Below are 12,617 nucleotides of genomic sequence, written 5' to 3'. Positions count from 1 at the left end.
GGCTCAGCTCCTCGCTTCCGCCGGCTGCGGCGCGCGCTTCATCGCCAGCCGGATCGCTTCGTAAATCTGCATGTAGCCCGTACAGCGGCAAAGGTTCGAGGAGAGCGCCTCGCGGATCTCCGCATCGGTGGGATTGGGGTTCTGCGCCAACAGCGCGTGAATCGTCATCATGAAGCCCGGCGTGCAGAAGCCGCACTGCGAGCCGCCCGCTTCCCCGTACGCCACCTGCACCGGCGTCAGTTCGCCACCCGCGGCCAGTCCCTCGACCGTGGTGATCTGCGCCTCCTGATGACAGGAGGCGATCGCCGTGCACGCCAGCACCGGCAGGCCGTCCACCAGCACCGTACACGCGCCGCAACTCGAATCGTCGCAGCCGCGCTTGGCCCCGGTCAGCCCCAGGTCTTCGCGCAGCACGTCCAGCAGCAACTTCTGCGGCGGCACCGCCACTTCGTAACGTTCGCCGTTTACCGTGAGATGGATCAGTTCCCGATGCATGGTTCCTCGCCAGGACAGGCATTCTTGCCCGTCATCCTTTTCCCGCCGACTGCGTTACTTCACCAGCTTCTTCAGCGCTTCCTCGTCATAACCCAGCACCATCTGCCCGCCGCGAATCACCACCGGCCGGCGGATCAGGTTTGGCTCCCTGGCCATCAATTGGATGGCCTCGGCGCGCGACGGCGGCTTTTCTTTCATGTTCCGTTCGCGGTACAGCTCATTGCGCGTATTCAGAAACTGCGTGTAATCCCGCGCGCCGATCAGCTTGTCCAGTTCAGCCGCGCTCAGGCGTTCCTTGTCCAGATCGCGCGTCTCCAGTTCCGCTCCCTGCTCCAGCAAGAGACCTCTTGCTTTGCGGCACGACGTTCAAGTCGGCTTCTGCAGAAACTGGATCTTCGCCTTAGCCACCAATTTCCTCCCGCAACGAGCAATCGATGTTCCGTCCCGGGGCCGCATCGCCCGTGCCCCTGGGCAGACAACTTCAATACCGCGGCACGCTGGCATCCACTTCGCGGGACCACCGTTCGATCCCGCCCGCCAGCGATTTGGCTCCGGCAATCCCCTGCCCCCGCAGCCACGCCGCTGCATCCAGGCTGCGTATTCCGTGGTGGCAGTAGCAGATCACTTCCTCCGCCTCCTCCAGTGCGCCGGCGTTCGCCGGCAGCGTCTTCAGCGGGATCAGCTTCGCGCCCGCGATCCGGCAGAGATCGTATTCCCACTGCTCGCGCACATCCACCAGCACCAACTTCTCCCCGCGCTCCAGCCGCTCCTGCACTTCCTTGGGTGTAATCTGCAGATCGTCCATTCAGCGTCCCTGCCAGACCGGGGGCCGCTTTTCCAGAAATGCGCGGATGCCCTCCGGCGCGTCCTTGGTCTGCATCAAATCGTCCAGGTAGATGCGCTCGGCTTCGTCGAGCTGCTTTTCGAACACATCGGCGTGCAGGCGCCACAGCGTCTTGCGCGTCAGGCGCAGCACGGTGCCGCTCAGCCCGCGCAACTCATCGAGCAATTTCTCCACGCTGGCTGCGAGCTCGCCTTCGGGAGCCAGGCGCGTCACCAGACCCATGCGGTGCGCCTCGCGCCCGTCCACCGTGCGGCCCGTGAAGATCAGGTCCATCGCGGCGCGCATGCCGCAGAGCTGCGGAAACGTCACCATGGCCACCGGCGGGTAGCAGGCCAGCTTGATCTCCGGCTGGCCGAACTTCGCCGCTTCCGTGGCCACCACGAAGTCGCAGAAGGTCGCCAGCTCCATCCCGCCGCCGAGGCACAGGCCGCTGACCGCGGCGATGGTCACGCATTCCACGCGCGCCAGGCGGCGAAAGACGCCGTGGAACGCGCCGAGCATCTCCCCCACGCGCTCCGGCACGTGATCGGCAACCTCGGCGCCGGCGGAAAAGCCCTTGGGCCCGGCGCCCTGCAGGACCAGGAGGTCGCATTCCGTGGCCACGCGGGCGAGCGCGGCATCCAGCTCGCGCATCATGGCGATGTCCAGCACGTTGAGCGGCGGACGGTTCAGCGTCACACGCGCCGTCCGCCCGTCCATCTGCACCTGAATCATTTCGCTCATGCGAAGACCTCCGCTACCGCCCGCACCGTCTGCTCAACGCCCCTGAAAGTTTGGAGCGCGCTTTTCGAAGAAAGCGCGCATGCCCTCGCTGCAATCCTCGGAAAGAAAGCAGGAGAGCTGCTGCTGCACTTCCCTCTCCAGCGCGGCCTCCAGCGCCGCGCGCTCCGCGCCGAAGAGCACTTTCTTCACCGCACGGATGGCCACGGGCGGTCCCTGCGCGATCTTCTGCGCCAGGGCCCTGGCTTCGGCTTCGAGCTGGCTCGCCGGAACCACGCGGTTGACTACCCCGAGCTGCAACGCGGTCTGCGCGCTGAACATGTCGCCGGTGTAGAACATCTCCGCGGCGCGCGATGGCCCCACCAGCTGCGGCAGAAAATACGTTCCGCCATAGTCCGGGAACAGCCCGACCTTGGCGAAGTTCTGCCCGAAGCTGGCTTCTTCCGCGGCGATGCGGATGTCCGCCGCCAGAGCGATATTCATCCCCGCGCCGGCCGCCGCGCCGTTGATGGCCGCGATGACCGGCTTGGCCATCGTGCGCATGCGCAGCACCGCCTGCATGCCCGCGCGCAGCAGCGGCTCGAGCTGCCCGGGATCGTTCTTCTCGCGCCCCGCGCGAATCAGGCTGAGGTCGCCCCCGGCGCAGAACGCCCGGCCCGCGCCGGTCAGCACAACTACGCGGACGGAATCGTCCGCGGCCACGCGGCCCAGCGCCTCGTTGAGCGCCGTGGCCAACTCGTTATTCAGGGCGTTCAGGCGGTCGGCGCGGTTCAGCACCAGCGTGGCGATGCCGTCGTGCTGCTCCGCCAAAACTATCGGTCCACCCGCCGCCGGTTGTCCTGCGTTACTCATCGCGACTCCCTGCGCTCCATGAATTTGGCCAGCTGCCGGAAATATTTCAGCTTCTGGCCGCGCCCGCGAGCGTTCGCGCCGCTGGCCGAGGGCAGCACGAACACCTGCGCACCGTACAGCTTCTCTTTCTGGGCGCCGAGGTTGCAGGTTCGCTGCGCAAAGTGCTCGTAAGTCATCTTCCCGTGAAAGGCCACAATGTGCGGCACGAATTCCTCGAGCTTTTGCGCCAGCAGGATCCGCCCCTCCGCAAAATCCCTGCGAACTCGATCACGCGCTTGTCGTCGTGGCAGTCCAGCGGCTCCGGCAGCACGCCGGAATCGCGCAGCAGCGGCCAGAACTGATTTCCGCGCCCGGCATAGTAGTGGCCCGCGCGCACCGAGGATTCGCTCGGATTGCAGCCCACGATCACGAGCCGCATTCCCTTCCGCAAATAGTCTGGCAGTGTGCGCATTTAAGCCAGATTCACCCACACACTCTTCAATTCCGTGTAGTGCTCAAGCGCATGCACGGACAGCTCGCGCCCGTAGCCGCTCATCTTGTACCCGCCAAAAGCCGCCGCAGGATCGTAATTGTTGTAGGTGTTGATCCACACCGTGCCGGCCTGCAGGCGGCGGGCTACCCGGTGGGCCTTGGCCACGTCGCGGGTCCACACCGCCGCGGCCAGGCCATAGGGATTGTCGTTGGCGGCGCGGACGGCCTCGTCCACGTCCCCGAATTCGATGGCCGCCAGGACCGGCCCGAAGATCTCCTCGCGGGCAATGGTCATCGTATTGCTCACGCCGTCGAAGACCGTGGGCTGCACAAACAGGCCCTTGCCGCCGACGGCGGCGCGTTCGCCGCCCGCCACCAGCCGCGCGCCCTCGGCCTGGCCCTTGGCGATATAGCCGAGCACCTTGTCCATCTGCTCCTGGCTCACCAGCGCACCGAAGCGCGTCTTGGGGTCCAGGGGATCTCCGGGCTGCATCTTCTTCACGCGGTCCACGAGCTTCTGCATGAACTCATCTTTGATTTTTTTCTCGACGAAGAGCCGCGAGCCCGCGGCGCAGACCTCGCCCTTGCCATAGAAGATGCCGATGGTCGCGCCCCGCACCGCGGCGTCCAGATCCGCGTCGGCGAAGACGATGTTGGGCGACTTTCCGCCCAGCTCCAGCGTCACGCGCTTCACCGATGTGGCCGACTCGCGCATGATCTCCTGCCCCGTCGCCGTCGAGCCGGTGAAGGCGATTTTGTCCACGCCAGGATGCTTCACCAGGGCGCGGCCCAGGTCGCGCGTCGAGCCGGTCACCACGTTCAGCACGCCCGCCGGGGCGCCCGCTTCCTCGAAGATCTCCGCCAAGCGCAGCGCCGTCAGCGAAGTCCACGGCGCAGGCTTCAGCACCACGGTGTTCCCCGCGGCCAGCGCCGGAGCCAGCTTCCAGGAAGCCATCAGCAGCGGAAAATTCCAGGGCACGATCGCCGCCACCACCCCGATCGGCTCGCGCAGCGTGTAGTTCAGGAACGGCCCCTTCACCGGCACCGTCTCCCCGTGAATCTTGGTCGCCCAGCCCGCGTAATAGCGGAAGACTTCCGCCACCATGGGCACGTCCACCTGGCGCGATTCGAAGATGGGCTTGCCGTTGTCCAGCGTCTCCAGCGTGCCCAGCTCTTCGTTGTACTTGTCGATCAGGTCGCCGATCTTCCACAGCAGGCGCCCGCGGTCGGAAGCGCTCATCTCCAGCCACGGCCCGGATTCGAAGGCCAGGCGCGCGGCGGCCACCGCGCCGCCGGCGTCGCGTTCGCCGGCCTCGGCCAGGTGCGTCAGGATTTCGCCCGTCGCCGGATTGCTCGTCGTAAACGTCTTCCCCGACGCGGCATCCACCCATTTGCCACCGATGAACAATTTGCCGGGCTTAATCTGCACCGTCGCCATAACGCTCCTCAGAAATTCACTCGCAGCCAGCTCTCTGTCACTTCCCTTTGAACCGCGGCGGCCGCTTCTCGACGTAAGCCGCGAGACCTTCCCTGGCGTCTTCGCTGGTGAAGAGCAACTGCTGCAGTTCGCGCTCGAAGCCCAGGGCCTCGCCGAAGCCCATCTCCGAGCCGGTTACCACCGCGCGCTTGATGCGCCCCACCGCGCGCGAAGCCTTGTTCGGGGGGCAGAACTGGCGGGCATAGGTCAGCACATCCTGCCAGAACGTCCCGCCCTCATAGACGTAGTGCACCAGCCCCAGGGCCAGCGCTTCGTCGAAGCCCAACGTGCGCCCCGTCACCATCAACTCCATCGCCCGAGCATTACCCAGCAGGCGGCACAGGCGCTGCGTTCCGCCGGTCCCGGGCAGCACGCCCAAATTCACTTCCGGCAGGCCGATCTTTCCGCCGCCCTTCCTCGCGATGCGGATGTCGCAGGCCAGCGCCACCTCGAGCCCGCCGCCCACGGTGTGGCCGTTGAGCGCGGCGATCACCAGCTTGGGCGTCTGCTCCAGACGACTGAGGGTCTCGTTGGCGTGCAGGCAAAAGTAGTACTTGAACTCCGGCCCGACCGTGGTGAGCATGGCAATGCTCGCGCCGGCGCAGAAGAACTTATCGCCCGCGCCGCGCAGCACGATCACGTGCGCACTTTCGTCCATGCGCGCCCGCAAAATGGCCGCGTCCAGCTGCTGCATCATCTCGTAGCTGTAGGTATTCGCCGGCGCATCGTCCAGCTCCAGGATGGCTACGCCCTCTTCCACCCGGTAGTGCACCAGCTCTTTTGTTCCGGCCGCCTGCGAAGTAGCCATGCCTCGTTTTTCCTCGCTGCGAAATTCCCGCTTGCTCCCGTAAACCGTTCTCAGCCCGCGCGTTCCAGCGAAGGGCGCTCCGCGGCCTGCCGGCCGTTGCGTCCGTTCGGCCCATTGAGCACGCCGCGTAGAAAAATTCCCGCCATGGTTTCCGCCAGCTCCGCGGCATGCGGATCCACCTTGGGGTTATGCCATTTGTAGATCCAGTTCATCATCCCGTAGAGGCTCAGCACGGCCACGCGGGAGTTCAGTCCCTCGGTGCGCCCGCGGCGGCTCAACTCCTCGAAGATGCCGCGCGCCAGGTTGTAGTAGCGCCGCTTGATCCCCGCGACTTCCTTGCGGTAGGGCTCCTCCAACGCCTCTTCCTCGTGCGAGAGGACCTTCATCTCCGCGGGATGGTCCATGAAGTATTCCAGGTGATTCTGGATAAAGATAGTCAGCCGGCGCTCGGGGTCCGCGACTCCTTCCAGGCGCCGCTCCAGTTCCTGCAGGATACTGGTAAACGCATGAATCTGAATCAAATAGAGGAGCTTCTGCTTACTTTCAAAGTAGTAGTAGAGGCCGGAGAGAGAGACCCCCGTGGCCCGGCTGATATCCCGGATGGAGGAGGCGCCAAAGCCGCGCTCGGCGAAGATCTGAGCCGCATGACGAAGGATGTGCTGGAGCTTGGCTTCGGTGTCGCGCGGAATGGGCAGGCGAGCGGTCATAGGCTTGTCGAACGTTCGTTCGGAAACTTTAGCCTGCCCCCGGCCCGCTGTCAATAGCTTCCGGCTGGTTCCCCGGCTTCCCCGGCCCACAATGGAAGCTCCCGCCCCAGCTTCCTTTCCTGTGCCAAGTGCAAGACGCGCACAGCCGCAGCGATATCCCACGCGGCGATCCCGTTGGACTTGAACAGCGTGATCTGCGCATCATTCTCCCGCCCGCGCGCCTTCCCGGCCAGCACCTGCGGAAGCTCCACGACGACGCCCCAGCGCGCTGCGTCGCCCGCGAACGCCAGGATCAGGTCGCCGGCCTCCTGGCGCGACTGCTCGATGGAATCCACGGCAATGACACCTGCGCGCGCCACGGCCTCATCATCCAACTCGCGCTTGTGCGCGTGATTCGCACCAATCGCATTGATGTGCGTCCCCGGCGCAACGTCCGCACCGTACAGCACGGTTTGCGACGCCGTCGTCGCCGTGCACACGATCTCCGCGCCGCGCACCGCTTCCGCCGCGGACGCCGCCGCCTGCACCGGAATGCCCAGCCGCTCGCTCATCTCGCGGCAGAATTTCTCGCGGCGCTCGGCGTTGCGCCCATAGGCCCGCGCCGAAGTCAGCTTGCGCACCGCGGCCACCGCTTCGAGCTGCGTGCGCGCCTGTCCGCCCGTACCGATGATCGCCGCGGTCCGCGCGTCGCGCCGCGCCAGATACTTCGTGGCCACCCCGGAGGCCGCGCCGGTGCGCAACTGCCCCATGGCATCGGCTTCGATCAGCGCCGCCATCTCGCCCGTGGCCACGCGGTAGAGCGGCACGACAAAGCGCAGCCGCCCGCGCACGTAGGTGTACAGCTTCATGCCCACGAAGCCCGCAGTGAAATCCGCCCCGGCCATGTAATGAAAAAATCCCCCGCCCGGCAGCTCGATGCGCCGCCGCGGATGGACAACCGCTTCGCCCGTAGCCTGCCTCCTGGAAATTTCTTCGACGGCTTCGATAGCCATGGGCATGGTCAGTACGGAGCGAACCTCGGCTTCACTGATGTGCAGTGTCATTGTTTTCCCTTTCCGGCCCGCGCCGGGCTTTACAAATGCAACCGGAAGCGCAGCACGCGCGCGCCGGGCGTATCCAGCACCAGGCATTCCCCCGCGGGCGTCATGGCCACGGCCACGGGGGATGCCTGGCTCCCCGCAATCCATGGCGAAAGATCGGCGCGCAGCCGGTAGCTGCCGTCGCGCGACCAGACGTGCAGCGCGTGGTTGCGGGGATCCGCTGCCAGGACCAGGCCGCCGTTCACGGCGATGCCCGCAAATTGCGCGCCTTCGCCCGGCGCCGTAAGCGTGCGCAGAAGCGTACCGTCCGCGCGGTACACGCGCACCAGCGCCTGCGCCGCTTCGCTCACGTAGATCAGCCCATCCGGCCCGACCGCCAGCCCCGCGGGCTCTTCCAGGGCCGCCTCGCGAACCGCGCCCCTGGCCCACGCGCGCACCAGGCGGCCCCGCCGCGTGTACAGGCGCACGCCGAAAGGGCGCTTTCCGGCAACGTAGAGATTTCCGTCGTCATTCACCGCCACGCGCAGCGTTCCGCGAAATGCCTTCGCCGGCGCCACGCGCATCTCGCGGTATCTCTTGCCATCCGGATAATAGATGAGCACGCTGCCACGCCGGCCCTCCGCGACGTAGATCGCCCCGCCGTCGTCCACCGCGAGGCTCGTCGGGTGCAGATCCAGGCGGTCATCCTGAAACGAGAGCCGCGGTTCTCCGGCCAGCGAAAATTTATTCACAAATCCGCTCCCGGCGTCGGCCACCAGGGCGTTTGCGGAGGCGTCCACGGCCAGCGCCACCGGCGCGGCCAGTTGTCCCGGCCCGTTGCCGCGTGTTCCCCAGAACCCCAGGTATTCCAGGACCGGCTGCGGCGCAGCGGCCGCCGTGGTGGGCGGCGCGGACCGCCCGCAACCCCAAGCGAATCCAGCGAGGCAAACAACGAAAAGGAGCAGAGATGTGGAGAATCGAAAGAAGCGCAAGGTCCGCGGAAATGGGCCTTTCATGGAACCGGCAATATTCCGTTGCGGCGGCATCCGCACAAGAGCTACTCCCTGCGGCACCTAACGGGCGCCCCGCGCCGGCTTCGTTTCCCGCGCGGCGCTTTCGCGCACGCGGCGCACCACGGTCTGCTGCAGCCGGTAGACGCGTTCCTCGTCCTTACCGCCCATTTCCCGGAAGCGAAATTCCGGCTCGCCCTTCGGTCCTTTGCCCAGGCGGATGGGCAGGGCCCCGCACAGATCGTTCTCGATAAACGCCGTCTCATAGCGGGAGCGCTTCTCGCTCCAGGTATAGACGCGCAGGGCGGTGATGTCGCACGGCTGCCCTTCCGCTCCGCGCGCCCCCGCCACCAGATACTGCGGCTTAGCGCCGGAGGGATCGGGCACGCGGTTCAGTTCGAACCACGCCAGCGGACGCATATTCGCGCCGGTGATGCCCTCACGGATGGCATCCGGCAGATCGAGTTCCACGAAGCGCGCCACGGCCCAGCCGGCGATGGGCACCGGCTGGTCGCTCATCTGCGACTCCACCGCCATATCGGCACGCGCCGCCGCTTCGTTCGGAACGCCCAGGGCCATGGCGCGGAGCAGAAACCAGTCTTCTTTCTTGTTTTCCTGGGGCTCGTCAGGGCCTTCCTTCTCGTCCGTGGCCGGCGTTCGCTCGGCCACGGCACGGCCCACGATCTCCACGGGAACCCCGCGACCAAAATGATAAAGCCGCGGCGCGCTACGCCCCGGCGCAATGCGCAGATTGGTGGATACTTTGGTGCGCCCGCGGGCCTGCAGGGGAATTGCCCGCGCCCGGGCCAGCAGTTCGATGCTGCGCTGCCAGATCCCCGGCTCCATGAGCACCCGGCCGTCCACCCAGCCCGCTACGCCCGCGGCCGTGCGCACCTTGACGTTCTCATTGCGGCGGTTGAGCACTTCCACTTTGTCGCCGTAGTGCAGCGTGGCCAGCGGCTCGCGCACCTGCGCCACCGTGTTCCACAAGGTGACGTTGCGCTCGCTCACGTAGGCGAAGCCCAGCGGCTCGTGCCGCGGGCGGAAGACCCACGCCAGCAGGGCCACGAGCGTCAGCAGCAGGAAAGCCAGCAGCAGGCGCTGCCTCACGATTCGTCCCCGAAGGTCATGCCCAGCGAGCGCGCCACCTCCACCAGCTCGCCCCGCGGATCCACGCATTTGAGCCTGGCCAGTGCGTCTTCCAGTGGCACGGAATCGATCTTGCCCGCGCGCAGGCAGACCATGCGTCCGAATTCCCCGCGGGCAACCATCTGCGTCGCGGCCACGCCGAAGCGCGTCGCCAGGATGCGGTCAAACGGACTGGGCGATCCCCCACGCTGCACGTGTCCCAGCACCGTCACGCGAATCTCCTTCTGCAACATTTCCCGCAGGACGGCAGCGATCCTGTTCGAGACATCTCCCGGCCCCGCCGCGGGGATCGGCTTGCCCATGGGATCCTTTTCCGGCAGCTTCACGCCTTCCGCCACCACCACCAGGCTGAATTTTCTTCCTTTTTCTTCCCGCGCGCACACCGCCGCGCAGATGGCCTCGAAGCGGAAGGGGATTTCGGGGATCAGCACCACGTCCGCGCCGCCCGCAATTCCCGATTCCAGAGCGATCCAGCCGGCCTCGCGGCCCATGACCTCGACGAACATCACGCGGTGGTGGCTCTCCGCGGTGGTGTGCAGGCGGTCGATCGCGTCCGTGGCCACGTGCAGCGCGGTGTCGAAGCCGAAGGTGGTCTCCGTGGCCGACAAGTCGTTGTCGATGGTCTTGGGCACGCCTACGACCGGGAGGCCGCGGCGGAAAAAATCCCGCGCGATGCTCAGTGTGCCGTCCCCGCCAATCACCACGATGGCATCCAGTCCCAGACGGCGCGCGTTCTCCAGGCACACCTCCGAATAGTCCCTGACCCGCTCTTTGCCGTTCTCGATGCGCCGGTAGGCGAAGGGATTGCCGCGGTTGGTGGTGCCCAGGATGGTGCCGCCGCGCGGCAGGATGCCGCTCACCGCGTCCCAGGTCAGGGGCATGCACCCTTCCGGCCAGATCAGGCTGTCGAACCCGTTACAGATGCCGATCACCCGCCAACCATGGCGCCGGATCGCGGACTTCACCACTCCGCGGATCACCGCGTTCAGCCCCGGCGCGTCTCCGCCGCCGTTGGCCACCCCGATGGTGTGGATTTCCGCCATCTTCCTTCCCTGCCAAACTGCACCCGATTGTACCTGAAACCCGCCGGCTTCCGCCCCCGCCGCAGCGCCATATCCGCTTTTTCTGCTAGAATGCGGACGATTCGACGGCCGGCTCGCTCCCGGCGCTGCGGAGACCTATCCCGTGAAATTTCTCGACTCGCTGCAATCCTTGGCGCTACTGCTGCTGCGGGCTGCGCTGGGCCTCGTCTTTCTGACGCATGGCTATCCCAAGCTCGCCGGCTCGGGTCCGGCCATGCAGTCCTTCTTTATGCAGCACGGCCTGCCCGGGTGGTTCGTCTATCTCGCGGGGGTCATCGAATTCTTCGGCGGGGGGCTGCTGATCCTGGGGCTTTTCACGCGGGGGGCCGCGTTTTTTCTGGCGGCTGAGATGGGCGTGGCAATTTGGAAGGTACACTTCGCAAAGGGCTATCTCGCCGTCCACGAATATGAGTTCCCGCTGGCCCTCGCAGCGGCCTGCCTGGCCCTGGCCAGCATTGGAGCCGGCGCGCTCTCCCTGGACCGCGCCCTCTTCGGCGGAAAATCGCGCACACCGCGCAGCAGCAAGAAGGTCTGAAAAATCGACTCTTCCTATCCGTCGGTCTCGACCGCGCTCAGCAGCAGCGGCATGCCCAGCTTGCGCGAATACTGCGGGCGGAAGCGGTCGCTATTGTAAAGATTGGCGATATCCAGTTTGCGCGGCCCCATCTTCGGGTCGGGCAGCGGCGCATGCGTATATTTTCCGCTCTGCACGGCGATGAGCCGCCCGTGCACGCCGTCGCGAATCAGGTCCATGGCCACGTTGGCAAACGTGATGGCCACCATCTGGTCCAGCGCGTCGGGCTCGCCGCTGCGCAGATCGTAGGTCAGGTCGCTAATGATGGTCTCTTCGCCCGTACGCCGGCGGATCTCCTCGCCCAGCGCGTGCCCAATATCCACCTTCTTGCGGTGCCCGTAGGCGTCCGATTCGCCGTACTCGCGCACCGATTCGCCCTTCCACACTGCGCCTTCGGAAGCGATCACCAGCGAATACTTGCTGGGATTGTTCTTCTTGTCCTCCACCAGCAGCCCGATCAGCCGCTCCAGATCGAACTCCAGCTCCGGGATCACGCAGCGCGTGGCCGTGACATAGGCCGTGTACAGCGCCGTAAAGCCCGCATCGCGCCCGAAGATGCGGAAGATGCCGATGCGCTCGTGCGACCCGATGGTCGTACGCTGCCGCGTGATCAGGTCCTTGGCGCGGGTGATGGCCGTGGAAAACCCGATGCAGTACTCGGTGCCCTGGACGTCGTTGTCCATGGTCTTGGGAATGCCCATCAGCGGTACCCCTTTGCCCTCCAGCACCTGGGCGAAGCTCAGGGTATCGTCGCCGCCGATCACGATCAGGCAGTCCAGCTTGAGCGCCGCGATATTGTCCAGGACCACCGGGGTCAGGTCGTACATCCCCTCCCCGTACTCCATCTGCCTGGCGCGCTCCGCGGGCAGATGCTCTGGCAGCCGCGGCTTCTTGATCTTGCGCGGGTTGGTGCGCGAGGTGTGCAGCACCGTGCCCCCGGTGCGGTCAATGCCGCGGGTGCTGATGCGGTCCAGGGGGCGAATATATTCAGGGTCGAAGTCCGGGCCCGGGCGCATGTGCGTCAGCCCTTCCCAGCCGCGGCGGATGCCGATGACTTGGGCGTTCATCTCCGTGGCGTCGTACACCACGCTCTTGATGACGGGGTTGAGGCCGGGGACGTCGCCGCCGCCGGTCAAGATGCCGATGCGCTGCACTGGGTTCATGGAAATGCCATCCTAAATCGCGTTAGCACCGAACGCCGGGACCCGTTCCGGAAGCGCTGGCCTTCCCCGCGCGGGTGTCGCGCCGAATGCTAAATTCTAATTCCAGGAGACCTCCAAAACAAGGCGCCTTGTCGGACGCGTAGGACAAGGGAAACGGCGAAGCGGGAGGGACAAAGAGAGTGGTCGCAGGAGTCCCGAGAGAATCCTGAGAGGAGTCGCTGTCAAACCAGAATGTCCGGAAAACCG

The 12,617-nt window shown here is 66.0% G+C and carries 16 protein-coding genes; 1 reads left to right on the top strand and 15 read right to left on the bottom strand.

The annotated features are described in order from the left end of the window. Nucleotides 1-3: 3 nt before the first annotated feature. The 14 genes from LAN61_07335 to LAN61_07270 form a co-directional block, all read right to left on the bottom strand. The gene (locus LAN61_07335; protein ID MBZ5540319.1) at nt 4-495 is read right to left on the bottom strand and encodes a (2Fe-2S)-binding protein; all 492 of its coding nucleotides are present in this window, start codon (nt 493-495) and stop codon (nt 4-6) included. A gap of 54 nt (nt 496-549) precedes the next feature. After that, the gene (locus tag LAN61_07330; protein ID MBZ5540318.1) at nt 550-834 is read right to left on the bottom strand and encodes a hypothetical protein; all 285 of its coding nucleotides are present in this window, start codon (nt 832-834) and stop codon (nt 550-552) included. A gap of 142 nt (nt 835-976) precedes the next feature. After that, entirely contained in the window at nt 977-1,300 is a 324-nt protein-coding gene (locus LAN61_07325) for a rhodanese (GenBank protein MBZ5540317.1), read from the bottom strand. Further along, nucleotides 1,301-2,062, bottom strand: a complete 762-nt coding sequence (locus LAN61_07320; GenBank protein ID MBZ5540316.1) for an enoyl-CoA hydratase/isomerase family protein — start codon at nt 2,060-2,062, stop codon at nt 1,301-1,303. A gap of 33 nt (nt 2,063-2,095) precedes the next feature. Continuing rightward, complete coding sequence (locus LAN61_07315) at nt 2,096-2,911, bottom strand: enoyl-CoA hydratase/isomerase family protein (GenBank protein MBZ5540315.1); 816 nt, start codon at nt 2,909-2,911, stop codon at nt 2,096-2,098. Further along, nucleotides 2,908-3,117 (bottom strand): hypothetical protein, encoded by a 210-nt coding sequence (locus tag LAN61_07310; protein ID MBZ5540314.1) that lies wholly within the window; start codon nt 3,115-3,117, stop codon nt 2,908-2,910. Before LAN61_07310 ends, LAN61_07315 begins: the two co-directional genes overlap by 4 nt. Further along, nucleotides 3,084-3,329, bottom strand: coding sequence for a hypothetical protein (locus tag LAN61_07305; GenBank protein MBZ5540313.1), 246 nt, complete (start codon nt 3,327-3,329; stop codon nt 3,084-3,086). The genes LAN61_07310 and LAN61_07305 overlap by 34 nt, the downstream gene beginning before the upstream one ends. 33 nt (nt 3,330-3,362) lie before the next feature. Further along, nucleotides 3,363-4,820 (bottom strand): betaine-aldehyde dehydrogenase, encoded by a 1,458-nt coding sequence (gene betB / locus LAN61_07300; GenBank protein ID MBZ5540312.1) that lies wholly within the window; start codon nt 4,818-4,820, stop codon nt 3,363-3,365. Nucleotides 4,821-4,857: 37 nt separating this feature from the next. Further along, nucleotides 4,858-5,667, bottom strand: coding sequence for an enoyl-CoA hydratase/isomerase family protein (locus LAN61_07295; protein ID MBZ5540311.1), 810 nt, complete (start codon nt 5,665-5,667; stop codon nt 4,858-4,860). A gap of 50 nt (nt 5,668-5,717) precedes the next feature. Beyond that, the gene (locus LAN61_07290) at nt 5,718-6,374 is read right to left on the bottom strand and encodes a TetR/AcrR family transcriptional regulator (GenBank protein ID MBZ5540310.1); all 657 of its coding nucleotides are present in this window, start codon (nt 6,372-6,374) and stop codon (nt 5,718-5,720) included. Between the two features lie 50 nt (nt 6,375-6,424). After that, nucleotides 6,425-7,417 (bottom strand): ornithine cyclodeaminase family protein, encoded by a 993-nt coding sequence (locus LAN61_07285; protein MBZ5540309.1) that lies wholly within the window; start codon nt 7,415-7,417, stop codon nt 6,425-6,427. Between the two features lie 29 nt (nt 7,418-7,446). Continuing rightward, on the bottom strand, nt 7,447-8,409 hold the full coding sequence (locus LAN61_07280) for an NHL repeat-containing protein (protein MBZ5540308.1): 963 nt from the start codon (nt 8,407-8,409) through the stop codon (nt 7,447-7,449). Between the two features lie 57 nt (nt 8,410-8,466). Beyond that, nucleotides 8,467-9,513 carry an SH3 domain-containing protein gene (locus LAN61_07275; GenBank protein MBZ5540307.1) on the bottom strand — a complete coding sequence of 349 codons (1,047 nt, stop codon included), beginning with the start codon at nt 9,511-9,513 and terminating at the stop codon, nt 8,467-8,469. Then, nucleotides 9,510-10,595, bottom strand: coding sequence for an ATP-dependent 6-phosphofructokinase (locus LAN61_07270; protein ID MBZ5540306.1), 1,086 nt, complete (start codon nt 10,593-10,595; stop codon nt 9,510-9,512). Before LAN61_07270 ends, LAN61_07275 begins: the two co-directional genes overlap by 4 nt. Nucleotides 10,596-10,737: 142 nt before the next feature. Here LAN61_07270 and LAN61_07265 point away from each other — a divergent pair, with 142 nt between their 5' ends. After that, the gene (locus LAN61_07265) at nt 10,738-11,169 is read left to right on the top strand and encodes a DoxX family protein (GenBank protein MBZ5540305.1); all 432 of its coding nucleotides are present in this window, start codon (nt 10,738-10,740) and stop codon (nt 11,167-11,169) included. 14 nt (nt 11,170-11,183) lie between these two features. On the opposite strand, the gene LAN61_07260 is transcribed toward LAN61_07265, so the two are convergent. Continuing rightward, the gene (locus LAN61_07260) at nt 11,184-12,371 is read right to left on the bottom strand and encodes a 6-phosphofructokinase (GenBank protein ID MBZ5540304.1); all 1,188 of its coding nucleotides are present in this window, start codon (nt 12,369-12,371) and stop codon (nt 11,184-11,186) included. Between the last annotated feature and the right edge of the window lie 246 nt (nt 12,372-12,617).

It is taken from the genome of Terriglobia bacterium, from assembly GCA_020072785.1.
In the GTDB taxonomy this organism is placed as follows: Bacteria; Acidobacteriota; Terriglobia; order Acidiferrales; family UBA7541; genus Acidiferrum.
Note: the sequence above shows the minus strand (reverse complement) of the source record. Positions and strands in the feature narration are given on the sequence as shown.

Excerpts from the sequence above, each read along its gene's own strand:
- LAN61_07280 (MBZ5540308.1), bottom strand. The coding sequence starts at position 8,409 with ATGAAAGGCCCATTTCCGCGGACCTTGCGCTTCTTTCGATTCTCCACA.
- LAN61_07260 (MBZ5540304.1), bottom strand. The coding sequence starts at position 12,371 with ATGAACCCAGTGCAGCGCATCGGCATCTTGACCGGCGGCGGCGACGTC.
- LAN61_07335 (MBZ5540319.1), bottom strand. The coding sequence starts at position 495 with ATGCATCGGGAACTGATCCATCTCACGGTAAACGGCGAACGTTACGAA.
- LAN61_07315 (MBZ5540315.1), bottom strand. The coding sequence starts at position 2,911 with ATGAGTAACGCAGGACAACCGGCGGCGGGTGGACCGATAGTTTTGGCG.
- LAN61_07290 (MBZ5540310.1), bottom strand. The coding sequence starts at position 6,374 with ATGACCGCTCGCCTGCCCATTCCGCGCGACACCGAAGCCAAGCTCCAG.
- LAN61_07285 (MBZ5540309.1), bottom strand. The coding sequence starts at position 7,417 with ATGACACTGCACATCAGTGAAGCCGAGGTTCGCTCCGTACTGACCATG.
- LAN61_07305 (MBZ5540313.1), bottom strand. The coding sequence starts at position 3,329 with ATGCGGCTCGTGATCGTGGGCTGCAATCCGAGCGAATCCTCGGTGCGC.
- LAN61_07320 (MBZ5540316.1), bottom strand. The coding sequence starts at position 2,062 with ATGAGCGAAATGATTCAGGTGCAGATGGACGGGCGGACGGCGCGTGTG.
- betB (MBZ5540312.1), bottom strand. The coding sequence starts at position 4,820 with ATGGCGACGGTGCAGATTAAGCCCGGCAAATTGTTCATCGGTGGCAAA.
- LAN61_07325 (MBZ5540317.1), bottom strand. The coding sequence starts at position 1,300 with ATGGACGATCTGCAGATTACACCCAAGGAAGTGCAGGAGCGGCTGGAG.
- LAN61_07295 (MBZ5540311.1), bottom strand. The coding sequence starts at position 5,667 with ATGGCTACTTCGCAGGCGGCCGGAACAAAAGAGCTGGTGCACTACCGG.
- LAN61_07270 (MBZ5540306.1), bottom strand. The coding sequence starts at position 10,595 with ATGGCGGAAATCCACACCATCGGGGTGGCCAACGGCGGCGGAGACGCG.